Source organism: Actinosynnema sp. NPDC023587, assembly GCF_040640215.1.
GTDB lineage: Bacteria > Actinomycetota > Actinomycetes > Mycobacteriales > Pseudonocardiaceae > Actinosynnema.
This window is the reverse complement of record NZ_JBFABG010000006.1, coordinates 390,760-412,602: the sequence shown is the minus strand read 5'-3', so window position 1 is coordinate 412,602 and position 21,843 is coordinate 390,760. Positions and strand designations below refer to the sequence as shown.

The 21,843-nt window shown below is 71.9% G+C and carries 20 protein-coding genes; 13 read left to right on the top strand and 7 right to left on the bottom strand.

What is annotated here, in order from left to right; all coding sequences use genetic code 11:
- Nucleotides 1–263 precede the first annotated feature (263 nt).
- Complete coding sequence (locus AB0G01_RS19700; RefSeq protein WP_360947364.1) at nt 264–2,243, top strand: ABC transporter ATP-binding protein; 1,980 nt, start codon at nt 264–266, stop codon at nt 2,241–2,243.
- On the opposite strand, the gene AB0G01_RS19695 is transcribed toward AB0G01_RS19700, so the two are convergent.
- Nucleotides 2,147–3,670 carry a penicillin-binding transpeptidase domain-containing protein gene (locus AB0G01_RS19695; protein ID WP_360947362.1) on the bottom strand — a complete coding sequence of 508 codons (1,524 nt, stop codon included), beginning with the start codon at nt 3,668–3,670 and terminating at the stop codon, nt 2,147–2,149. The genes AB0G01_RS19700 and AB0G01_RS19695 overlap by 97 nt on opposite strands.
- Nucleotides 3,671–3,782: 112 nt before the next feature.
- Complete coding sequence (locus tag AB0G01_RS19690; RefSeq protein WP_360947360.1) at nt 3,783–4,520, bottom strand: SIS domain-containing protein; 738 nt, start codon at nt 4,518–4,520, stop codon at nt 3,783–3,785.
- 108 nt (nt 4,521–4,628) lie between these two features.
- On the opposite strand from AB0G01_RS19690, the gene AB0G01_RS19685 reads away from it, so the two are divergent.
- A complete protein-coding gene (locus AB0G01_RS19685; RefSeq protein WP_360947358.1) occupies nt 4,629–5,393 on the top strand; it encodes a DeoR/GlpR family DNA-binding transcription regulator in 765 nt (254 codons plus the stop codon).
- Between the two features lie 36 nt (nt 5,394–5,429).
- On the opposite strand, the gene AB0G01_RS19680 is transcribed toward AB0G01_RS19685, so the two are convergent.
- Genes AB0G01_RS19680 through AB0G01_RS19665 form a run of 4 tightly spaced genes read right to left on the bottom strand, consistent with a single transcriptional unit; the run spans nt 5,430 to nt 7,751 of the window.
- On the bottom strand, nt 5,430–6,080 hold the full coding sequence (locus tag AB0G01_RS19680) for a hypothetical protein (protein WP_360947356.1): 651 nt from the start codon (nt 6,078–6,080) through the stop codon (nt 5,430–5,432).
- Nucleotides 6,081–6,121: 41 nt separating this feature from the next.
- Entirely contained in the window at nt 6,122–6,682 is a 561-nt protein-coding gene (locus tag AB0G01_RS19675) for a nucleotidyltransferase family protein (RefSeq protein WP_360947354.1), read from the bottom strand.
- Between the two features lie 4 nt (nt 6,683–6,686).
- On the bottom strand, nt 6,687–6,872 hold the full coding sequence (locus AB0G01_RS19670; protein WP_360947352.1) for a helix-turn-helix transcriptional regulator: 186 nt from the start codon (nt 6,870–6,872) through the stop codon (nt 6,687–6,689).
- A gap of 51 nt (nt 6,873–6,923) precedes the next feature.
- Complete coding sequence (locus AB0G01_RS19665; RefSeq protein ID WP_360947350.1) at nt 6,924–7,751, bottom strand: alpha/beta hydrolase; 828 nt, start codon at nt 7,749–7,751, stop codon at nt 6,924–6,926.
- Nucleotides 7,752–7,806: 55 nt separating this feature from the next.
- Here AB0G01_RS19665 and AB0G01_RS19660 point away from each other — a divergent pair, with 55 nt between their 5' ends.
- The 8 genes from AB0G01_RS19660 (at nt 7,807) to AB0G01_RS19625 (ending at nt 17,662) form a co-directional block, all read left to right on the top strand.
- A complete protein-coding gene (locus AB0G01_RS19660) occupies nt 7,807–8,511 on the top strand; it encodes an alpha/beta fold hydrolase (protein ID WP_360947348.1) in 705 nt (234 codons plus the stop codon).
- Nucleotides 8,495–9,769 (top strand): FAD-dependent oxidoreductase, encoded by a 1,275-nt coding sequence (locus AB0G01_RS19655; protein ID WP_360947346.1) that lies wholly within the window; start codon nt 8,495–8,497, stop codon nt 9,767–9,769. The genes AB0G01_RS19660 and AB0G01_RS19655 overlap by 17 nt, the downstream gene beginning before the upstream one ends.
- Nucleotides 9,763–10,467 (top strand): DUF1365 domain-containing protein, encoded by a 705-nt coding sequence (locus AB0G01_RS19650; protein ID WP_360947402.1) that lies wholly within the window; start codon nt 9,763–9,765, stop codon nt 10,465–10,467. The genes AB0G01_RS19655 and AB0G01_RS19650 overlap by 7 nt, the downstream gene beginning before the upstream one ends.
- Nucleotides 10,464–11,690: a cyclopropane-fatty-acyl-phospholipid synthase family protein gene (locus AB0G01_RS19645; RefSeq protein ID WP_360947344.1), complete on the top strand. Its 1,227-nt coding sequence runs from the start codon at nt 10,464–10,466 to the stop codon at nt 11,688–11,690. The genes AB0G01_RS19650 and AB0G01_RS19645 overlap by 4 nt, the downstream gene beginning before the upstream one ends.
- 322 nt (nt 11,691–12,012) lie before the next feature.
- Nucleotides 12,013–12,561: an RNA polymerase sigma factor ShbA gene (shbA, locus tag AB0G01_RS19640; protein WP_360947400.1), complete on the top strand. Its 549-nt coding sequence runs from the start codon at nt 12,013–12,015 to the stop codon at nt 12,559–12,561.
- A 17-nt stretch (nt 12,562–12,578) separates the two neighbouring features.
- Nucleotides 12,579–13,616, top strand: coding sequence for a carbohydrate kinase family protein (locus AB0G01_RS19635; protein ID WP_360947342.1), 1,038 nt, complete (start codon nt 12,579–12,581; stop codon nt 13,614–13,616).
- A 268-nt stretch (nt 13,617–13,884) separates the two neighbouring features.
- Nucleotides 13,885–15,999, top strand: a complete 2,115-nt coding sequence (locus AB0G01_RS19630) for a transglycosylase domain-containing protein (protein WP_360947340.1) — start codon at nt 13,885–13,887, stop codon at nt 15,997–15,999.
- A 697-nt stretch (nt 16,000–16,696) separates the two neighbouring features.
- A complete protein-coding gene (locus AB0G01_RS19625) occupies nt 16,697–17,662 on the top strand; it encodes a M23 family metallopeptidase (RefSeq protein ID WP_360947338.1) in 966 nt (321 codons plus the stop codon).
- 146 nt (nt 17,663–17,808) lie between these two features.
- Here AB0G01_RS19625 and AB0G01_RS19620 read toward each other — a convergent pair whose 3' ends face one another.
- Entirely contained in the window at nt 17,809–18,267 is a 459-nt protein-coding gene (locus AB0G01_RS19620; RefSeq protein WP_360947336.1) for a peroxiredoxin, read from the bottom strand.
- Between the two features lie 129 nt (nt 18,268–18,396).
- Between AB0G01_RS19620 and AB0G01_RS19615 the strand changes: the two genes are divergently transcribed.
- The 3 genes from AB0G01_RS19615 (at nt 18,397) to AB0G01_RS19605 (ending at nt 21,842) form a co-directional block, all read left to right on the top strand.
- The gene (locus AB0G01_RS19615; protein ID WP_360947334.1) at nt 18,397–19,329 is read left to right on the top strand and encodes a LacI family DNA-binding transcriptional regulator; all 933 of its coding nucleotides are present in this window, start codon (nt 18,397–18,399) and stop codon (nt 19,327–19,329) included.
- A 179-nt stretch (nt 19,330–19,508) separates the two neighbouring features.
- Nucleotides 19,509–21,371 (top strand): 4-alpha-glucanotransferase, encoded by a 1,863-nt coding sequence (malQ, locus tag AB0G01_RS19610; protein ID WP_360947332.1) that lies wholly within the window; start codon nt 19,509–19,511, stop codon nt 21,369–21,371.
- Between the two features lie 87 nt (nt 21,372–21,458).
- Complete coding sequence (locus tag AB0G01_RS19605; RefSeq protein WP_360947330.1) at nt 21,459–21,842, top strand: hypothetical protein; 384 nt, start codon at nt 21,459–21,461, stop codon at nt 21,840–21,842.
- Nucleotide 21,843 lies beyond the last annotated feature (1 nt).

The following is a 21,843-nucleotide window of genomic DNA, read 5'->3' as shown; positions in this document are numbered from 1 at the left end:
GACGGCGTGCGGGCAGACCGGGCGCGGGTGTGGCAGGGGAGACCAGGCGCGAGTGTGGCAGGGGAGACCGGGTGCGAGTGCGGTCGGGGAGACCGGGCGCGACTGCGGTGAAGGTGGCAGGAGTCTGCCGAGGGTGGGTTGCGTGGGGCTGGTGGTGGTTATGAGGTCGGCGGGTTTGTGGTGTCGGCCGGTGGGGGAGGGGCTGGTGGTTCGCCCTGGGCGTAGTGGGGAAGTTCGCGTAGCTCGTTCGCGTTCTGTCTGACGTGGACGGTTCACGGGGCTTGATGCGAAGTGCGATGGCGGCGTCCGACGCGCCCAGCGGGGTGCGGAAGGGGACGTTTCGCCGGATTGTGAAGTTCGCTCGGCCGCACCGGGCCAAGTTGATCGTCTTCCTGTTGCTCACCGTGGTGTCATCCGTGCTCGCGGTGACCACTCCGCTGTTGGCCGGGCGGGTGGTGGACGCGATCGTCGGTGGGCGGGACGTGTCCGTGGTCGTGTGGCTGGCCGTGGTGATCGCGGTGATCGCCGTGGTGGACGCCGGGCTCGGACTCCTCGAACGGTGGCAGTCGACGCGGATCGGCGAAGGGCTGATCTACGACCTCCGGCGCGTGGTGTACGAGCACGTCCAGCGGATGCCCGTCGCGTTCTTCACCCGCACCCGCACCGGGGCGCTGGTCAGCCGGTTGAACAACGACGTGATCGGGGCCCAGCGGGCCTTCACCTCGACGCTCTCCGGCGTCGTCACCAACGTGATCCAGCTCGGGTTGTCGCTCGGCGTGATGTTCACCCTGTCGTGGCAGGTCACCGCTCTCGCGCTGCTCCTGCTCCCGGTGTTCGTGCTGCCCGCCCGGCGCATGGGCGACCGGATGGCCGACCTGCAACGCGAGGCGTCCACCCTCAACGCGGGCATGACCACGCAGATGACCGAGCGGTTCTCCGCCCCCGGCGCGACGCTGGTGAAGCTGTTCGGCCGGCCCCGCGTCGAGGCCGCCGAGTTCGACGCCCGCGCCGCCCGCGTGCGCGACATCGGCGTCCGCACCGCGATGGCCACCCGCTGGTTCCTCACCGGCCTGACCCTGGTCTCCGCGCTCGCCCAGGCCCTCGTCTACGGCCTCGGCGGCTACCTCGCGATCACCGGCCACCTCGCCGCCGGCACGGTCGTCTCGCTCGCCCTGCTGCTGACCCGCCTGTACTCGCCGCTGACCGCGCTCGCCAACGCGCGCGTCGACGTGATGACCGCGCTGGTCTCCTTCGAACGGGTCTTCGAGGTGCTCGACCTCAAGCCGATGATCGACGAGTCGCCCCGGCCCCGGCGGCTCCCGGACGGCCCGGTGGCCGTGGAGTTCGCCGACGTGCGGTTCGGCTACCCGTCGGCCGACAAGGTGTCGCTCGCCTCGCTCGAATCGGTGGCCACCCTCGACACGCGCGGGGGCGAAGAAGTCCTGCACGGCATCAGCTTCCGCGCGGAACCCGGTGCGCTGGTCGCGCTCGTCGGCTCGTCCGGCGCGGGCAAGTCGACCATCGCCTCGCTGGTCCCGCGCCTCTACGACGCGGACTCGGGCACCGTCTCGTTGTCCGGGGTGGACGTTCGCGAGCTGTCCTTCGACTCGGTGCGCGGCGCGGTCGGCGTCGTCACCCAGGACGGGCACCTCTTCCACGACACGATCCGGGCCAACCTGACCTACCCGCGCCCCGAGGCCACCGACGGGGAGATCTGGGACGCCCTGGGCCGCGCCCGGCTGCGGAACCTGGTCGACGCCCTGCCCGACGGCCTGGACACCGTGGTGGGGGAGCGGGGCTACCGGCTCTCCGGCGGCGAACGGCAGCGGCTGACCATCGCGCGGCTGCTGATCGCCCAGCCCCGGGTGGTGATCCTGGACGAGGCCACCGCGCACCTGGACTCCGAGTCCGAGGCCGCCGTCCAGGCCGCGCTCGCGGAGGCGCTGGAGGGCCGGACGGCGCTGGTGATCGCGCACCGGCTGTCGACGGTCCGCTCGGCGGACCAGATCCTGGTCGTGGAGGACGGGCGGGTCGTGGAACGCGGCACGCACGTCGAGCTCCTCGCCGCGGCCGGGCGTTACGCCGAGCTGTACCGCACCCAGTTCGACGAAACACCCGCCGCGGTCAAGCCGGAGCCGGAAGGCCCCTACAACGCACCGAGGAAGGACGCGGTGGTGCCGACCGCGACCTTGGAGGTACCCGCGTCCACCACGAGCACCGCGAACGCCAGGTCGTTCCGGTAGCCGACGAACCAGCCGTGCGAGCTGGTGCCGTCGCCGTGCTGCGCCGTCCCGGTCTTGCCGCGCACGCCTCCGAGCCCGGCGAGTTCCCGCGCGGTGCCGCCGGTGACGACCTCGCCCATCATCGAGCGCAGTGCCGACACCACACCGCCCGGCAGCGCCCGGCTCTGCCCGCCCTCGGTCGGGATCTCCCGGATGAGCTGCGGCGTCGGGGTGCTGCCTCGGGCGACGGTCGCCGCCACCAGCGCCATGCCGAACGGCGTGGTCTGCACGGTGCCCTGGCCGATGCCCGCCTCGACGCGCTGGGTGACCGTCTCGGCCGGTGGGACCTTGCCGGTGTTCGTGGTCAGCCCCGCGACCGTGTAGTCCGCGCCCAGCCCGAACAGCGCGGCGGTCTGGGGCAGCGCGTTCGCCGGGAGGTCGGCGGCGAGCTGGCTGAAACTGGTGTTGCACGATGCCGCGAACGCCCGGTGCACCGGCACGGTGCCGAGGTCGAACTGGTCGTCGTTGACGATCTGCCGCGGCCCGATGGTCTTCTTCCCCGGGCACTCCACGGGTGTGGTGGCGGTGACGGTGCCCGACGTCAACGCCGCCGCCGCTGTCACGATCTTGAACGTCGAGCCCGGTTCGTAGTAGTTCTGCACCGAGATCGGCCCGCTGGAGCTCGCCGCGGTGTTCTGCGCCACGGCCAGGATCTCGCCGTTGGACGGGGCCAGAGCGACGATCACGGCCGGCAGCGGGACCTGGTCCACGGCGGTCTGCGCGGCGTTCTGGGTGGGCGGGTCCAACGTCAGCGTCATCGGTTGACGGGTCTTGGCCTTCTTCTCCGCCAGCACGGCCACCGGTGCGCCCGCCGCGTCGACCACGGCCACCTGCCACCCCGGCTCGCCGGTGGCGCTACCGAGCTCCTTGGTCACCGACGACATCACCACGGGCGCGAAACCCGGCGGCACGGGCGTTCCGTGGCGGTCGAGCAGCGCGCCTTCCCCCGATGTCGTGCTGTGCGCCAGAGCCTGCCCCTCCGCCAGGTCCGGGTGCAGCAGCGCGGGCGTCCAGTGCACCTGCCACCTGTCCTCCGCGCGGCGCAGTTCCAGCGACACCGCGTACTTCAGCGGCGTGCTGTCGGGCAGCGTCCAGGTCACGTCGGCACCCAGCACGGCGGTCTTGTCGTCGTCGCCGACCGGCGGCGACGCACCGAGCCGCGCGCTGTAGGCCGCGCCTTTCATGCCGTGCAACATCTTCTCGATCACCGGCTGCGCGGTCGCCGTGCTGTCGGTCGCCGCAGCGGCCTGGGCCGCGTTGCCGGCCATCAGCGCGGCGACGAACTGCTGCGCGACCGGTGCCGGCAGGGGCTTGACGGTGGGCAGTGTCGTGGCGGACCTGCTGTCCTCGGGCGACAACACGATCACGCCCGCCACGACGGCGGCCACCGCCGCCACGCCCCCGCCGGCCAATATCCATCTTCTGCTCGTCCTGTTCATGTTTCCCCCTCTGCGGTCGCAGACTAGCCAGACCGTGTGGAGGAACCGTGAACAGCACTGCTCAGCCGAGCTGAGGAATCCGGGCCTGGTACTTGCGCAGCAGGTCGGAGTTCGCGGCGTCGCCGCCCTCGACGTTCGCGCTGCGCCACAGCGGCAGGTCCACGTCGGTCTCGGCGGCCTTGTCCAGCAGGCGCACCAGCAGCAGGTTCCACAGGAACGCGGTCGCCACCGTCGACACGGCCGCGATGACCGGGTTCTCCACCGGGTAGGTGGCGTCACCGGGCGGGACCAGGTTGTCCAGGACCACGGTGGCGTTCTCGGCGAGCGTGGTGCCCGCGCGGCGCGGCGCGGCGGCGCTGGCGGCGAGCGAGGTCACCGCGACCACCGGGCAGCCCGCGTCGGCCGCGAGCACGGCCAGCTCCACCGGGTAGGGGTTGACGCCCGAGGTGGAGAACACGAACAGCACGTCGTGCGCGGCCAGGCCGCTGTCGCGCAGCACCTCGGCGGCCAGGCCGGAGCGGCGCTCGGCGGACGTGCTGCTCACCGCGCCGTGCATGGGCAGCAGTTCGGGGTGGTAGATCGGCCGCACGCAGGCCAGTCCGCCCGCGCGGTAGAACGTCTCGGCGACGGCGGCCAGCGAGTGGCCCGCGCCGGCCGTGAGCACCGTCCCGTCGGCCCGCACGCTGGCCAGGACGAGTTCCGCGACGTCGTCCAGCGCGGCGGCGTTGTGCTGCTCCACCCTCGTCAGGTGGTTCCGCACGACGTCGCCGTAGTCGGAGCCGGGCACGGTCTCGGTCATGCGGTCTTCCCTCCGGTGGTCTACACCAAGCTGATGATCGCCAGTCCTACCCGATCCTCGGTCGGGCCGCCAGCAGTTGTTTGACGTTCGAACATGCCGCGTGTTCAGATGAACAGCATGGATGTCGCGAGGCGGCACGAGCTGATCCTCCAGAGCCTGCGCCAGGGCCGCCGGGTCGGCGTCGGCACGCTGGCCGACCTCGTGGGCGCGTCCGAGATGACCGTGCGGCGCGACCTCGACGTGCTCGAACGCGACGGCCTGCTGCGCCGGGTGCGCGGCGCGGCGGTGAGCGTGCTGACCGGCGAGGAGACGCCGTACGCGGCCCGCTCCCGGCAACGGCTGGAAGCCAAGCGCCGCATCGGCCTCGCCGTCGCCGAACTGCTCGACGACGGCGAGGCGGTCGTGCTCGACGGCGGCACCACCACGCTGGAGGTCGCGCGCCGGTTGGCCGACCGCCGGCTGACCGTGCTGCCGCTGTCGCTGCACTCCGCCGACGTGCTGCGCGCCGCCGAGCAGGTGCGGCTGGTGCTGCCCGGCGGCGACGTCCGCCCCGGCGAACTCGCCTTCGGCGGCCCGCTCACCGAGTACGCGTTCAAGATCATGCGCTTCGACACCGCGGTCCTCGCGTGCTGCGGCCTGAGCGCGGGCAACGGCGTCTTCGCCCACGACCTGGCCGAGGTCGCGGTGAAACGGGCCGCCGTCGACGCCTCCGCGCGGGTCGTCGTCGCCGTGGACAGCTCCAAGTTCGGCCGCACCGCCTTCGGCCGCGTGTGCCCGGCGCGGGACGTCGACGTGCTGGTCACCGACGAGGACGCGCCGGCGGACGAGGTGGCACGGCTGCGCGAGGCCGGCGTGGAGGTACGTCTCGTCTGACGCCTGGGCACCCCGCGCACCTTCCCCGGGGCGGACTCAGTGCGAGGGCGGCTCGTAGCACGTGCCCTCGCCCGTCACGCCGGTCACGGACACCGTGACCTGGGCGGGGCCGCCCTCCGGGCCGGACCGCAGGCTGCCGGTCACGCACCCGCTGCCCTGCGGGGTCTCCAGGGTGAGCACGAACGCCACGCCCGGCGGAGGCGTGACGCCGTAGGAGGCGTTCATGCCGGTCAACCACACGTTCGGCTGACCCGCCTGGGTGAACACCGCGCGTGTCGCCTCCGGGGCGAAGTTCCCCGCGTCACACAGCGCGCCGAGCCCCGGCCGCACCTTCTCCGCCACCGCGAGGGTCGCCGCGTGCACATCCGGCTGAAGTGCCTTGCGCACCCGCCACGACCGGTTGTCCACGTGGTTGGGCGGCATGTCACCGGGCAGCGCGCGCGTCGTCGCGGTCGGTGGCGGCGCTACGGGGGCCTTCGCCGGTTCCGCCACGTCGAACCTGGCCTGGCACGGCCCGTTCGGCGGCACGGAGGTCGCCGCCGTCGAAGGAGCCCCGGTTGCGTGCACCGCCGTCGTGGGCACCGCTGACAGGACGCCACCGCCGTCCGACGCGCTGTCGACGTGCTTCGCGCACCCCGCCGCCGTCATGGCCGCCACCAGCACAAGCCCCACCCCGAGACGTGACATGCCACCGACTCTGGCACACCTGATCCACGCGCACGCGCGGGTCAGCGAAGATCCTCCGGTCGGTCCACGTCCGCGCCGTCCGCCAGGTCCTCGCACGGCACCGACACCGCACCGTGGGCGCGCAGGTAGTCCCGTGCGCCGGCGTCACCGGTCGCCGAAACCGAAACGGCCGCCCAGTGCTCCCGGCCCAACAGCACCGGGTGGCCCGGCGCACCGCGGTAAGACGCCCGCAGCAACGCCGTGGGCGAAGCCAGGTCCACGAACCGCCGGACCACCTCGGCCGTCATGCCCGGCGTGTCCACGGGCAGCACGACGACGGCGTCCGCCGAAGCGTTCAGCGCCGCCAGACCCGCCCGGAGCGACGAGCCCATGCCCGTCGTCCACGCGGTGTTCTCCACGACCACGGAGCCGTCGAGGTCCGCCCGCGCGCACACCTCGGCGGCGGCTGCGCCCAGCACCACGACCACCGGCGCGCAGCCGCCCTCCCGCAGCACGGACAGAGCCGACTCGACCCACAGCGCGCCACCGCGCGACACCAGCGCCTTGGGACCGCCGAACCTGCGCCCGGCACCCGCGGCGAGCAGCACACCGGCGACCCGCATCAGGTCACACTAAAGCCTGGTGTCCCTTCAGCTCGCTCCGGCTGGACACCGCCAGCTTGCGGTACACCCTGGTCAGGTGCTGCTCCACGGTGCTCACGGTGATGTGCAGCCGCATCGCGATAGTCCGGTTGCTGTGGCCACACGCGGCGAGCGTCGCGACCCTGCGCTCCGAGTAGGTCAACTCCGTCATACGGACAAACACGTGCCACGCCGAGGGAACGGTTCAACCATCATGAGAAAATCACGATCGGAAGTGCTCCAGGAGCAACGCGGTGAGGATCTCCGGCACCTGCTCCGGCACCCAGTGCGAGACGTCCTCCAGCATCTCGAAGCGGTAAGGCCCGCTCACCCACTTGGCCGTGTCGAACGCCGCCGTGGACCCGAACGCCACGTCTTCGGTGCTCCAGACGTACATCGTCGGCACCGAGACGTGCTCGATCCGCCCACCCGGCCGGCCCGCGCGGTACCAGTTCAGCGCGGCGGTCAGCGCGCCCGGCTCGGCCAGCCGCCGGAGGTAGTCGTCGATCCGCGACGGCGTGACCTGCCACTCGAACATCCGCCGCAGCGCCGCGCCGTCGTCGGCCAGCATCCGCCGCTCGGTGGAACTCTGCCGCCACTCGGTCAGGTACGCCGAGCGCATGTGCTGGTCCTCGTCGGTCTGCACCGCGTCGGCCAGCGCACGCGGGTGCGGCGTGGACACCGCGGTCAACGTCCGCAACCGGTCCGCGTGCTCGTAGGCGGTCCACCACGCCACCGTCGCGCCCCAGTCGTGCCCGACCAGGTCGAACCGCGACCAGCCGAGCGAGTCCGCGACCGCCAGCACGTCGCCGACCAGCGACTCCAGCCCGTACTCCAGCGCCCGCTCCGGCCGCACGCCGGGGGAGTAGCCGCGCTGGTCGAACGCCACCGCCCGGTACCCGGCCCGCCCCAGCACCGCCACCTGGTGCTCCCAGGCGGTCGCCGCCTCCGGGAAGCCGTGCAGGAACAGCACCGGACGGCCGTCCTCCGGGCCGGCCGCGATCGCGTCGAACACACCTTCGGCCGTTTCCACCCCGAGCTGTTCGGTCACTGTGATCCGAGTCCCATCGTCGGTCCGGTCGTCCTGCTCGCGCGAACATTGTCCTGTGGAACCCGCCATCGACGTCCTCGCACCCCGCGGACCGGTCCGCGCGGTGGTCCTGGTGCTGCACGGCGGCAGCGCACAGGGCCACCGCCCGGTGAGCCGCCACAAGCTGCCGTACCTGCGGATGGTGCCGTTCGCGCGGGCCATCCACCGGCGCGGCGACGGTGTCGCCGTGTGGCTGCTGCGGCACACCCACAACGGCTGGAACGCGCCCTACAAGCACCCCGTGCAGGACGCGCGGTGGGCGTTGGAGCGAATCCGGCGCGAGCACCCCGGGGTGCCCGTCGTGCTCGTCGGGCACTCCATGGGCGGCCGGACCGCGCTGCACGTCGCCGACGACTCCCAGGTGGTCGGGGTGTGCGCACTCGCGCCGTGGATCGAGGCCGGTGATCCGTACCAGGGGCTCGCCGGCCGTGCGCTGCTGATCGCGCACGGCGACCGCGACCGCACCACCGACCCTGCCGCGTCCTACAAGTACGCGCTGCGCGCCCGTCAGGTCACCGACCGCGTCGCGCGCTTCACCGTGCTCCGCGAAGGCCACGCGATGCTGTTCCGCTTCCGCTGCTGGACCCGCCTGGTCACCGATTTCGTGCTCGGCGTGCTCAAGGTCGAACCGCTGGCCCCCTATCTGTCGAACGCCATGCGTGAGCCCACACCGAGGGGCCTGGACGTCCCATTGGGAGGAACGCGTGGTGGTATCCGGTGAACGCCAACGGGTAGCGGTGATCGGCAGCGGCGTGTCCGGACTCACCGCCGCGTACCTGCTCCAGCGTCGGCACGACGTGGTGCTGTTTGAACAGGACGATCGGCTCGGCGGCCACGCCCACACCCACGAGCTGGCCACCGCCGACGGCGGCACGACCGCCGTGGACAGCGGCTTCATCGTCCACAACGAACGGACCTACCCCAACCTGGTGCGGCTGTTCCGCGAACTGGGCGTGTCCACTCAGGACTCCGAGATGTCGATGAGCGTCCGGTGCCGGGGCTGCGGGCTGGAGTACGCGGGTGCGCGCAAGCTGGCCGGGCTGTTCGCCCAGCCGCGCAACCTGGCACGGCCCGCCTACCTGCGGATGCTCGCCGAGGTCGCCCGGTTCCACCGGCACGCGAAGCGCCTGCTGGCGGTGCCCGACGACCACGACACGACGTTAGGCGCGTTCCTGGTGATCGGCGGGTATTCGCGGTACTTCGTGGACCACTTCGTCCTGCCGCTGGTGTCGGCCGTGTGGTCGGCCGGGCCTGACCTCAGCCTGCGCTACCCCGCGCGGTACCTGTTCGAGTTCCTGTCCAACCACGGCATGCTGTCCGTGGGCGGTACACCGCGCTGGAAGACCGTGGTCGGCGGGTCGCGTGCCTACGTCGAGCGCGCGGTGAAGGGTCTTACGGCCGTGGAGGTGTCCACGCCCATCCGCAGCGTCCGCCGCACCTCTGCCGGCGTGGAACTGCGGGACGACGCCGACCAGCGGCACCTCGCGGACAAGGTCGTCATCGCCACGCATCCCGACCAGGCGCTGCGCCTGCTCGCCGACCCGACCGACGCGGAACGCGAGGTGCTCGGGGCGTTCCGCTACTCCCGCAACGAGACCTGGTTGCACCACGACGCCCGCGTGCTGCCGGAGAGCTCCGGTGCGCGTGCGGCGTGGAACGTGCTCAAGCCCGCGTGCCACGAACGCGGGGGCCCCGTCCTGGTCAGCTACGACATGAACCGGCTGATGCGCCTCGCCGAGCCTCGTGACCACGTGGTGACGCTGAACGCGACCGATCTCGTCGACCAGGGTTCGGTGATCGCCCGCATGGTGTACGAGCACCCCGTCTACACGCCGGAATCCCTTGCCGCGCAACGGCGGCTGCCCGCGCTCAACACCGATCGCACGGCGTACGCGGGCGCTTACCACGGATGGGGGTTCCACGAGGACGGGTGCGCCTCGGGGGTGCGCGCGGCGACCGTCCTGGGAGCGGCCTGGTGAACCTGTACGAGGTCGAGATCGGGCACGTCCGACGCGCACGGCTCGACCGGTCGTTCAGCCACCGGGCCTACCTGTGGCTGGTCGACCTCGACGCGCTGCCGAGGCTGCCGCGACTGTTGCGCCCGTTCGCCCGGTTCGAAGCGCGCGACCACCTCGGGTCACCGCGCCGCACGATCCGGCAGAACGTGGACGCGTGGCTCGCCGAACGCGGCATCGACCTCGGCGGCGGGCGGGTCACCATGCTCGCCAACGCCCGCCTGCTCGGTCATGTGTTCAACCCCCTGTCGCTCTTTTGGTGCCACAACGCGTCCGGAGAGCTTGAGTGCGTGATCGCCGAGGTACACAACACCCATGGGCAACGGCACGCCTACTTGCTGCACCCGGACGCCGCCGGGCGGGCGCGGGTGGACAAGGACTTCTACGTGTCGCCGTTCCTGGAGCTGTCGGGGCACTACGTGATGCGCGTGCCCGAACCGGCCGAACGGCTGTCCGTGACCATCGCCCTGCGCCAGGGCGGGGCCACGCCGTTCACCGCCACCATGACGGGACGACGGCTCCCCGCCACACCGCGTGAGCTGGTGCGGCTGCTGATCCGCCGGCCGTTGATGACGCACCGGGTGTCCGGGTTGATCCGCCGTCACGGCATCGCGCTGTGGGCGCGGCGCGTACCTGTGGTCCCGAGGAGTAGCGACCGATGAGCACGATCGAACTGCCCCGCCCCAACCAGGGGATCTGGCCGGGACTGCACCACCCGCCGCGTTCGCCGTGGCGGGCCGGGATCGCCGAGGCGCTGTTCCGCCGGGCCGTGCGCACGCTGCCGATCACCGTCGTGCTGCCCGGCGGCGAGCGGTTCGGGTCGGGCGGGCCGGACGCGCCCGTCATGCGTGTCCACCGCCCCGCCGCGTTCTTCCACCGGCTCGGCGTGGACGCCAAGATCGGGTTCGGTGAGGCGTACATGGTCGGGGACTGGACCTGCACCCGGCCGGCCGACCTGCTCACCTCGTTCGCCGCGCGGCTGACCACGCTCATCCCGCCCCAGCTCCAACTGCTGCGGCGCTGGGTGGAGCGCCGGCACCCCGCGACCGAGCGCAACGACGTGGTCGGGTCGCGGCAGAACGTCCACCGCCACTACGACCTGTCCAACGACCTGTTCGCGGTGTTCCTGGACGAGACGATGACCTACTCGTCGGCGTGGTTCGACGGGACCGACTCGCTGCCCGCCGCGCAACTGCGCAAGATCGACGGCGTGCTGGACTACGCGGGCGTGCGCTCCGGGTCCCGGGTGCTGGAGATCGGCACCGGCTGGGGCGCGCTGGCCATCCGGGCGGCGCGGCGGGGCGCGACCGTGACCTCGCTGACGCTGTCCGCCGAGCAGAAGGCGCTGGCCGAGCAGCGGGTGTCCGCCGCGGGCGTGGCCCACTCCGTCGACGTCCACCTGCGCGACTACCGCGAGGAGCGCGGCACCTACGACGCCGTGGTCAGCGTGGAGATGATCGAGGCCGTCGGCAGCGAGTACTGGCCCGCCTACTTCGCCATGGTCGACCGGTCACTGGTGCCCGGCGGCCGGTTCGGGCTCCAGTCCATCACCATGCCCCACGACCGGATGCTGGCGTCCGCCGCCAGCTACACGTGGATCCACAAGTACATCTTTCCCGGCGGTCTCATCCCGTCCGTGCGGGCGGTGGAGGACACCGTCCGCGACCACACCCGGATGCGGATCGAGGCCACCCGCGAGTTCGGGCTCGACTACGCCGAGACCCTGCGCCGGTGGCGCGAGCGGTTCCACGACCGGTGGGAGGACGTGGCCGCCCTCGGGTTCGACGAGACGTTCCGCAGAATGTGGGAGTTCTACCTGGCCTACTCCGAAGCGGGGTTCCGGGTGGGCTACCTGGGGGTGCGACAGTTCGGCATGGTGAAGTAACCACTGCCGCGATTGCGCCGATCGGCTCATCCTCTTCCTCGGTCGGGTGCTGTTCCCACCACGTGGACCTCGAACGTGGTCAGCTTTCACGAATCCCGTATCAGGGGCCCCCGTGCTCCCTCCTCATCAATGAGCCGGGATGTGCCGGAAAGGTTGACGAGCGTGAGGAGGTCGCCGGATGGTGCACGCATCCGTGCGGGCCGACGCCGGGATCGAGGTCGGGGCGGTCCGCGACGCGGACGCACCCGGTCGTCCCGAGGTCCGACTGGTCGCGGGCGGCGTGCCGACCAGGGTGACCACCCGGTGGCTCGCCGAGGCCGAGATGTCGGACCTGGTCGACGCCGCGCTGGCGGGTGACCCCCGGGCGGCCGGGCAGTTGCTCGCCCGCATCCAACCGCTGGTGCTGCGCTACTGCCGCGCCCGGGTGGGCTCGCGGGAGCGCACGCTGGTGTCGGCCGAGGACATCGCGCAGGAGGTCTGCCTCGCGGTCGTGGCCGCGCTGACCAAGTACCGCTACGAGCCCGGCTCGTTCCTCGCGTTCGTGTACGGCATCGCCGCTCACAAGGTGGCCGACGCGCGCCGCCGCGCCGTGCGCAGCCGTTCCGAGGTCGTCCCGGAGCTGCCCGACACCCCCGCCCTGGAGGACGGGCCGGAGCAGCGCGCCATGAACGGGGAGATGATCGAGGCCGTCACCCAGTTGCTGCGCCGGTTGCCCGAGCGCCAGCGGGAGATCCTCGTGCTGCGGGTCGCGGTGGGGTTGTCCGCCGAGGAGACCGCCGCGGCCGTGGGCTCCACGCCGGGCGCGGTCCGGGTCGCCCAGCACCGCGCGCTCGCGCGGATGCGCGAGATGTTCGCGGCTGTAGAGGGCTGACCTGGCATTGTAGGAGGATGACGACCGCCGACGAGCCCGCGTTCGACGTGTTGTTGTCCGGCACCGTGTTCCTGGACATCATCTTCACCGGCCTGCCCAGGCCGCCCGCGCCCGGTACCGAGGTGTGGGCCGAGGGCCTGGGGTCGTGCCCCGGCGGGATCGCGAACCTGGCCGTGGCGCTGAGCAGGCTGCAACTGCGCACCGCGCTGTCCGCCGCGTTCGGCGAGGACGCCTACGGCGACTTCTGCTGGGAGGTCCTGGCCGAGCAGGAGGGCGTCGACCTCTCCTACTGCCGCCGGTTCTACGGCTGGCACTCCCCGGTCACCGTGTCCATGGCGATGGACCGCGACCGTTCCATGGTCACCCACGGTCACCGGCCGCCCGTGTCGTCCGACGAGATCCTGTCGCCCCCTCCGACGACGCGTGCGTGCTTCGTGCACATCCAGCCGGAGGAAGAGCAGTGGGTGCGGATGGCCAAGGCGGCGGGGGCGATGTTGTTCGCCGACATCGGGTGGGACCGGACGGGGGTGTGGGCCCCGGAGTTGCTGCGGCGGCTGGACGGGTACGACGTGTTCCTGCCCAACCACGTCGAGGCGATGCGGTACACGCGCAGTGAGACGGCAGAGCGCGCTGCGATCGCGTTGGCCAAACACGTGCCCGTGGTGGTCGTCACCCGTGGCGGTCGGGGAGCGGTGGCCGTCGATTCGGCGACGGGTGAGGTTGCCGACGTCCCGGGCTTGAACGTGGCACCGCTGGACTCGACCGGCGCGGGCGACGTCTTCGGTGCCGGGTTCGTGCTGGGCACGTTGGCCGGGTGGCCGTTGGTGGACCGGGTGCGGTTCGCGAACCTGTGCGCGGCGTTGTCGGTGCAGCACTTCGGCGGGTCGCTGTCGGCTCCGGGGTGGGTGGACATCGCGACGTGGTGGCGCACGGTGAGCCGACGCGCGGACTCCGACCTGCGCGGATACGGGTTCCTGGAAGACGTGCTGCCGCACCGCACGGGCGTGGAGGTGCGGCGGGCGAGCGCCACGATCCGCCTCAAGTCGCCCGGATGACCACTCGCCGGCCGCGCCGGGCGACAGCCCGTTGATCTTGTGCGACCACCACCCGATCGTGATCTTGCGCCCCTCGAACTCCTGTTCGACAATTGACCCGAACGGACCGCCGCCACCCGGCGCAGGGGGTTTGGCACCGGGCGGGATGGGGCAGGAGTAATTTCGGGTGGGCGAGCAACCTGGACCGGTTGCCAAGCGACTTAGAGATCAGGGGCTTTCCCCGACGGGGATCGCAGGGGCTTCGCAGGGGATCGAGAGGGGTTGTTCGGTGTTCGCCGCGCGTGCGACGGGTCTGTTCAAGTTGTTGGGGCTGTGCCTCATGGCGGGCGTGCTGCTGGCCGCCCTGCTGTTCCCCGTCGTGGGCGGGATGGGCCTGGCGTCCAACCGCGCCGCCGACACCGTCGACCAGACCTCGGGGGAGTTGACCAAGGCCGAACCGCCCCTGGTCACCACCGTGCTCGACATGAACGGCGCACCGATCGCGTACCTGTACGACCAGTACCGCATCCCGGTGCCGTCCTCCGGGATCTCCGACACCATGAAGGCCGCGATCATCGCGATCGAGGACAAGCGCTTCTTCGAGCACAAGGGCGTCGACTGGCAGGGCATCGCCCGTGCGGCGGCGAAGGCGGGCGTCGAGGGCGAGACGTCCCAGGGCGCGTCGACGCTGACCCAGCAGTACGTGAAGAACTACCTCGCGTTCGTCGTGGGCGAGGGCAAGCAGGAGGCCTACGAGAAGGCCACCGAGGCGACCATCGGCCGCAAGATCAGCGAGGCCCGGATCGCGACCCAGCTCGAACAGAAGCTGAGCAAGGACGAGATCCTCACCGCGTACCTGAACATCGTCCCGTTCGGCAACGGCACCTACGGCGTCGGCGCGGCGGCCAAGACCTACTTCGCCACGACGCCGGACAAGCTCACCGTCCCGCAGGCCGCGATGCTCGCCGGCCTGGTCAACGAGCCCAGCCGGCTCAACCCCGGCGCGGCCGTGGAGCCCGCGATCAAGCGGCGCAACACGGTGATCGACAAGATGCGCGACAACGGCGCGTTCGGCTCGGACTCGAAGGTCGCCGGGGAGAAGGCCGACGAGTACAAGGCGGCGGACATCGGCGTCGTGCCGGACCTCCAGTTGCTGCCCAACGGCTGCGTCGGGGCGGGCGACGGCCCGGTGTACGGCTTCTTCTGCCGGTACCTGGTCGACTACCTGGACACCGCCGGCATCCCGGTCGACAAGTTGACGCGGGGCGGCTACACGATCCACACCACGATGGACCCGGTCGCGACCCGCGCCGCGAAGGAGTCCGCCGAGGCGCAGGTGCCCAAGACCCAGCCCGGCGTCGCGAACGCGATGGCCGTGGTCGAGCCCGGCGGCGACAAGCACCGCGTCCGCGCGCTGGCCGCCAACCGCGACTTCGGCAACAACGCCGACGCGGGCCAGAGCGCCTACTCGATCCCGGCCGAGGTGACCAAGTTCGGCGCGGGCTCCATCTACAAGGTGTTCACCGCCGCGGCTGCCCTGGAGAAGGGCATCGCCGGCATCGACCGGCCGATCGACGTGCCCGCCACCTACACGTCCAAGGTGTACAAGGACAACGGCAAGGGCTACACGGTGAAGAACGCCGGCACCTACAAGGAGAAGATGACGCTGACCGAGGCGCTCGCGCAGTCGCCGAACACCGCGTTCATCATCCTGGAGGAGAAGGCGGGCCTGGACACCGTGGTCGACATGGCCCACCGGCTGGGCCTGCGCGAGTCGATGCAGGGCGTGAACAAGAACGGCGACCCGCTCAAGCGGGACGGGTCGAACGGCCCCAGCCAGGGTGACGTCTACAAGCGCGACAACAGCGGCTCGTTCACCCTCGGTGCCGGCCCGACCAGCATCCTGGAACTGTCGAACGTCGCCGCGACCATCATGAGCGGCGGCAAGTGGTGCCCGCCCACCCCGGTCGAGAAGATCACCGACCGCAACGGCAACCCGGTGCAGATCGAGGAAGCCGCCTGCGACCAGGCCGTGGCCCCCGAGATCGCCAACGCGCTGGCCACCGGCATGAGCGCCGACACCAAGCCCGGCGGCACCGCGCACGGCGCGGCCGGCGGCTGGGACCGCCCGATGATCGGCAAGACCGGCACCACCGAAGACCACTGGTCGGTCGCCTTCATGGGCGCGACCCCCCAGTACGCGGGCGCGGTGATGACCTTCACCGACGGCGTCGCACCCCAGGTCATCTGTAGCGGCAACCCGCCCCGCCTCTGCGGCACCAACGACGCGGGCGGCGTCTTCGGTGGTCAGGTGGCGGCCCCGACGTGGTTCAACGCGATGCGGACGATCCACGGTGCCTCGGAGATCAGGCAGCTACCGCCGGTGGACCCGCGCTACCGCTAGACCCCGCCCCACGAGCCACTCTCTGCCCACCCCACAGAACCCCGCCTGCCACCCGGCAGGCGGGGTTCGCCACACCCACGCCCCTGCGCGCCGGCCCGCCGCCCTGCCACGCGGCGCTCGCACCGCTCGATGGTTGATTCCCAGGGGTGGGCACCTGGAGCTGAGAGGCGCGCCTCTGCGCACTGGGCGGTCTGCTGGTCGCCTTCGCGTCGACCAGTGCCGGGCCGATGAACGCACCACCGTGCCCGTCCCCCCGACGCCGTTCGGCCAGATGCCCGACTGTGGTGGTGCGGCGGCTGCCTCCTGTCAAAAGTCAGCAAGTCGTCCCGGACGTCACCGCGTCCGCGCGAAGTAAACCGATTCGTGCCCCACATCTTCGCGGTGAGTCAGGGGACCATCGCTGGCCGTAACAAGATCACGGTCCGTTGCCTTCGGGAGGCCGGGGACACCCCACCTCTGACCTGCGGTTTATAACGGAGCAATACGGAACCTGCGAGTATCTCATCACTCCGTGTAGCAATCAGTGGTTTATCTCACCAATTTGCCCCTGTTCGAGAGGTGTGGGTTGCCTTCGTTCATCACGGCGGGTTACGTTCCCCGCCGCATGTCACAGTTCGGTCACCAAAAGGACACGGCGGAGCTCCCCGAAAGCTCCGCCACCCGGATCCCCCGCCGGGTGTCCTGACCGGGCTCCCCGATGCAGGAAGGCACTCCCTTGGCACGGCATACCAAGGCCCGTGGTCGCAGCGTGTTCTGCACGCCCCCGAGCACCACCGGCAAGCGCGGCTCCCACCGCGCGGATGACGAAAGATCCCCGGCTACCGGCAAGATCACCGTTGTGGTGGCGCTCGGAGCACTGACCGCCGGCGTCGGCGTCGCGGCCGGCACGTCCGGATCGCAGATCACGCCGCTGGCGGGGTCCACCAACCTCGCTGCCGCGTTGGCGGTCTCCGTCACCCCGCAGCAGTCGCCCCAGCCCCGACAGCCCCAGGAGATCCAGACCCGGCACGTCATCGAGCCGGGCCTGGAAACCGCGAAGCTCATGCGGTCCGAGGGCCTGTACGCCCGGCAGTACGTCGACCAGGCCATCAAGCACGCCTCGGACGGCTACGCGAACCGCCAGGCCGAGCTCAAGCGGCAGAAGGACGCGGAAGACGCCGAGAAGGCACGCGTCGCCGCCGAAGAGGCCGCCCGGCAGCCCGCTCCGGCTCCGGCCGCACCGGCCGCACCGGCCGCCGGGACCACGCAGTCCGCCGGGGCCGCGAAGTCCACCGGCGCTTCGGCCGCCAAGCCCGCCGAGGGCACCTTCACCTCCGGGTACGGTTCGCGGTGGGGCACCACGCACTTCGGTGTCGACATCGCGAACTCCATCGGCACCCCGATCCTCTCCGCGCTCGACGGCGTGGTGGTCGAGGCGGGTCCGGCCAGCGGGTTCGGGCTGTGGGTGCGCGTCCAGCACTCGGACGGCACCATCACGGTCTACGGGCACGTCAACGAGATCCTGGTGAACCAGGGCCAGCAGGTTTCCGCCGGTCAGCAGATCGCGACCATGGGCAACCGGGGCCAGTCCACCGGGCCGCACCTGCACTTCGAGGTGTGGGTCGGCGGCTCGCAGAAGATCGACCCGATCGGCTGGCTGGGCGCGCGCGGCATCTCGCTCTGACGCTGCTCGGACCACTCGACACCAGCGCCCGACACCAGCGCTCGACACCAGCGCCCGAAACCAGATCCCCATCCGGACCCGTCCCCCTGGTCCGGATGGGGATCTGGTCGTCTGACCCACGGCTGCCCGGGAGCGCGCGGTGGGGGTCAGCGGCCGGTGTGTGCGCGCAGGGTGGTGAGGGCCTTGTCGGCGTGGGTGTTCATGGAGAACTCGGACTTGATCACGTCCAGCACCGTGCGGTCGGTGCCGATGACGAACGTGTGGCGCTTGACCGGCAGGGGGCCGAAGCGGCGCTTCACCCCGAACCGGGCCGCCACCTCGCCCGACTCGTCCGACAGCAGCGGGTAGTCGAAGCCGTGCAGGTCCGCGAACTGCTTCTGCTTCGCCACCGGGTCCGTGCTGATGCCCACCCGCTGCGCGCCCGCCTCGGCGAACTCGGCCGCGAGGTCGCGGAAGTGGCAGCTCTCCGCCGTGCAGCCGCCGGTCATCGCGGCCGGGTAGAAGAACAGCACCACGGGACCGTTCGCGAGCAGGTCGGACAGCGCGCGCGGCGTGCCGTCCTGGTCGGCCAGGGTGAAGTCGGGGGCGGTGTCGCCTGCCTTCATGGGTCGGCGCGTCCTTCCACTCTGAGGTCCACCGGGGGTGGCGATCACCTCCCCCACGGTGTTCGCGGCAGGGCGACCGTACGGTTCTGGCTAATCTCGTGTCAGGCCGGGAGGTGTGCATTGACCAGCATGTCCGATGTCGCGCGGGCCGCCGGCGTGTCGGCGGCCACCGTGTCGCGCGCGCTGCGGGGCGAACCGGGGGTGTCCGAGGCGACCCGCCGCTACGTCACCGAGGTGGCCAAGCGGATGCGGTACGCGATCGCGCGGGACGCGTCCAGCCTCGCGGGCGGGCGCAAGTACGCGGTGGCGGTGCTGACCGCCGACGTCGGGCGCGGTGACGTGCTCACGGGCGCGGAGGGCGCGTTGCGCGACGCCGGCTACGACGTGCTGCTCTACGTGCTGCGCGACGACGCCGCGCGGGCCAGGTTCTTCGACGACCTGCCCCCGCTCGGCCGACGGGTGGACGGCGTCCTCGCGCTGTCCGTCGACTTCTCCGACGACGAGCACCGGGCGCTCGACGCGCTGGACGTGCCGGTGGTCGCGGTGCGGCCCGACGACCTGCGGGACGCGCTGCGGCTCGCGGCCGGGCACGTGCTGGAACTCGGTCACCGCGAGGTGGCGCTGGTGCTCGCCGAGGACGTGGACGAGTCCTACGACGAGCTGCTGGTCGCGGAGGGTCTGGACGTGCGTCCGGAGTGGACGCTGTGGTCGTCCTCCACGGTCGCGGGCGGTGAGCAGGTGGCGGACGCGCTGCTGGACGGCGACCGGCTGCCCACGGCGGTGGTCTGCTCCAGCGGCGAGGTGGCGCTGGGCGTGTTCCTGCGGCTGCGCCGCGACGGTCGGGACGTGCCCGGCGACGTGTCGATCGTCAGCCTCGACGGCCCGGAGCTGGCCCGCGCGGTGGGCATCACGGCCGTGGAGGGCGCGTGGCGGGAACGCGGCGCGCACGCGGTGGCCCGCCTGCTGGCCGAGCTGCGCGACGAGCCGCACGACGACCGCCCACCGCCGTCGCACCTGGTGGTCCGGGAGTCGACCGGCCCACGGGTGACCGGCTCCCGATAACCCCGCCCGGTGGCCCGCGCCCGGTGGCGCACCCCCGGTGGTCGAGAGCCGACGACCGCGCCGGTGACGATCTCCGCGCCGGTGCGGTCCGTGAACGCCGGTGAACCTCCTGCGACCTTCGGGTGACCACCGAGACCCCGCCTGGCACCCGGGCACCGGGAACGACGAAGCTGTCCCACGTGGACGACGATCTGGCCGCACTGGCCGAACTGCACGGCGTAGCCACCTACTACGAGGACGCCGGACAACGCCGCGCGGACGTGGACCCCGACGTGGTCGTGGCCGTCCTGGCGCAGCTCGACGTGGACGCCTCGACCCCGGAAGCGGTGCGCCGCGCGCTCGCCGCGCCCCGCCCCGAGCCGAGTACCGTGGTGCTCCGGGCGGGTGACGTGCTGCCCGGCCCCGGCGTGCTGGGTCTGGAGGACGGCGGCGCGCTGACCCTGCCCGCCGCACCGCCGCTGGGCTACCACCGGCTGGACGACCGCACGGTGGTCGTCGCGCCGCACGCCCTGGCCCCGGTGCCCAAGTCCTGGGGCTGGATGCTCCAGCTCTACGCGATGCGCTCGGACGAGTCCTGGGGCATGGGCGACTTCGCCGACCTGGCCACGATCGCCCGGCGCAGCGCCGACGAGCTCGGCGCGGGCGTGCTGCTGGTCAACCCGGTGCAGGCGATCGCGCCGACCGCCCCGGTGGAGCGCTCGCCGTACTCGCCGTCCAGCCGCCGGTTCGCCAACCCGCTCTACCTGCGGATCGAGGACGTCGACGCGTACCGGGAGGCCGACGACGCCACCCGCGCGGCGGTCGACGCGCTGCGCCCCGACAACGACACCGAGCTGATCGACTACGACGCCGTCTGGGCGGCCAAGAGGGCCGCGCTGGAGCTGCTGTGGCCGCTGGTCGAGCACCCCGCCCCGACGGGCGAGCTGCGTGATTTCGCCCGGTTCTGCGCGCTCGCCGAGGTGCACGGCGCGGACTGGCGGCGGTGGCCCGAGCCGCTGCGCGACCCGGCCACCGCGACCGCCGACCCGGACCGGGTGGCGTTTCACGCGTGGCTCCAGGAGCTGTGCGAGCGCCAGCTCGCCGATGCCCGCCGGGCCGCCGGGTCCATGCCGGTCGGCATCGTGCACGACCTGCCGGTGGGCGTGCACCCCGGCGGGGCGGACACCTGGGCGATCCGCGACGCGTTCGCGCCCGACGTGCGGGTGGGCGCGCCGCCGGACGCGTTCAGCCAGCTCGGCCAGGACTGGGACCTGCCGCCGTGGCGGCCGGACCGGCTCGCGGAGCAGGGCTACGAGCCGTTCCGCGCGGTGCTGCGCAACGTGCTGCGGCACGGCGACGGCATCCGGATCGACCACGTGGCGGGCCTGTGGCGGCTGTGGTGGATCCCGCCGGGCGAACCGGCCAAGCGCGGCACCTACGTGCACTACGACGCCGAGGCGATGCTCGCCGTGCTGACCCTGGAGGCGCACCGGGCGGGCGCGGTGGTGGTGGGGGAGGACCTGGGCACGGTCGAGCCGAAGGTCACCGAGAGCATGCACGAGCACGGCGTGCTCAGCTCGGCCGTGCTGTGGTTCCAGCGCGACTACGACCGGCCCGGCCACCCGCTGGTCCCGCCGGGGCGGTGGACCACCTCGGCGATGGCCAGCATCTCCACCCACGACCTGCCGACGGTGGCCGGTTTCCTGAGCGCGGAACACGTTCGGCTGCGAGCCGAACTGGGGCAGTTTGCGGGCGATCCGGAAGGGGAATTCCGGAACGCCGAGCGCGAGCGCGGCGAACTGCTCGACCTCCTCAAGCGGGAAGGGGTGCCTGCCGATGACCTGGTTATCGCTTTTCACGAGCTGCTAGCCAAGGCTCCGTCGCTGCTGCTGCTGACGTCGCCCCAGGACGCGCTGGGTGAGATCCGCCAGCCGAACCTGCCCGGCACCGTCGACCAGTACCCGAACTGGCGAATTCCGCTGCCGGTCCGGGTGTCGGGTCTGTTCGCGGACGCCCGCGTCCGGCGGGTGGGCGCGGCGCTGGCGAGGGGGCGCGGCCGGTGATCGGGGACGTGCCTGTCACCGCGCACCGCACCGCTGCGGAGTATCGTCGAACGTCACCCGCGTCATGGTTGGAGGTGGCATTCACCCGTGAACACCGACTTGGTGTCCCGCACCGGGATGGTGCCCGAACAGATGTCCCCTAATGTGCCCGCCGTCGCGTTGGAGGGGGCCGTGGAGTACGCGCTGGCCGCCGTCCGCCCGTCGGATCCCGTCGACGCGCTGTCGAATCCGCGCGCGGACGGGGAGCCCGGCGCGGCACCGGACGTGCTGTCCAGTGCGAGACAAGCGGAAGAATCCCTGGTGGACGCCCTGCGCCGTACCGACCCCGGCCTGGACGACGCCTTGGAACAGGCGGTGGCGTGCGCGGCAGCGGCTGCCGAGCACCTGCGCTACGGGGAGCTCCAGGAAGCCAGGCTGCTGCTCGTGGCCGCCCGCGGCCAGCTCGTCCGGTCGCACTCCCGCAGACCATGAT

What these genes read in the sequence shown, in the direction of transcription:
- AB0G01_RS19690 (WP_360947360.1), bottom strand. Translation starts at nt 4,520, where the DNA reads ATGACCGAGACCGTGCCCGGCTCCGACTACGGCGACGTCGTGCGGAAC.
- AB0G01_RS19685 (WP_360947358.1), top strand. Translation starts at nt 4,629, where the DNA reads ATGAACAGCATGGATGTCGCGAGGCGGCACGAGCTGATCCTCCAGAGC.
- AB0G01_RS19680 (WP_360947356.1), bottom strand. Translation starts at nt 6,080, where the DNA reads ATGTCACGTCTCGGGGTGGGGCTTGTGCTGGTGGCGGCCATGACGGCG.
- AB0G01_RS19675 (WP_360947354.1), bottom strand. Translation starts at nt 6,682, where the DNA reads ATGCGGGTCGCCGGTGTGCTGCTCGCCGCGGGTGCCGGGCGCAGGTTC.
- AB0G01_RS19670 (WP_360947352.1), bottom strand. Translation starts at nt 6,872, where the DNA reads ATGACGGAGTTGACCTACTCGGAGCGCAGGGTCGCGACGCTCGCCGCG.
- AB0G01_RS19645 (WP_360947344.1), top strand. Translation starts at nt 10,464, where the DNA reads ATGAGCACGATCGAACTGCCCCGCCCCAACCAGGGGATCTGGCCGGGA.
- shbA (WP_360947400.1), top strand. Translation starts at nt 12,013, where the DNA reads ATGTCGGACCTGGTCGACGCCGCGCTGGCGGGTGACCCCCGGGCGGCC.
- AB0G01_RS19635 (WP_360947342.1), top strand. Translation starts at nt 12,579, where the DNA reads ATGACGACCGCCGACGAGCCCGCGTTCGACGTGTTGTTGTCCGGCACC.
- AB0G01_RS19625 (WP_360947338.1), top strand. Translation starts at nt 16,697, where the DNA reads ATGCAGGAAGGCACTCCCTTGGCACGGCATACCAAGGCCCGTGGTCGC.
- AB0G01_RS19620 (WP_360947336.1), bottom strand. Translation starts at nt 18,267, where the DNA reads ATGAAGGCAGGCGACACCGCCCCCGACTTCACCCTGGCCGACCAGGAC.
- AB0G01_RS19615 (WP_360947334.1), top strand. Translation starts at nt 18,397, where the DNA reads ATGTCCGATGTCGCGCGGGCCGCCGGCGTGTCGGCGGCCACCGTGTCG.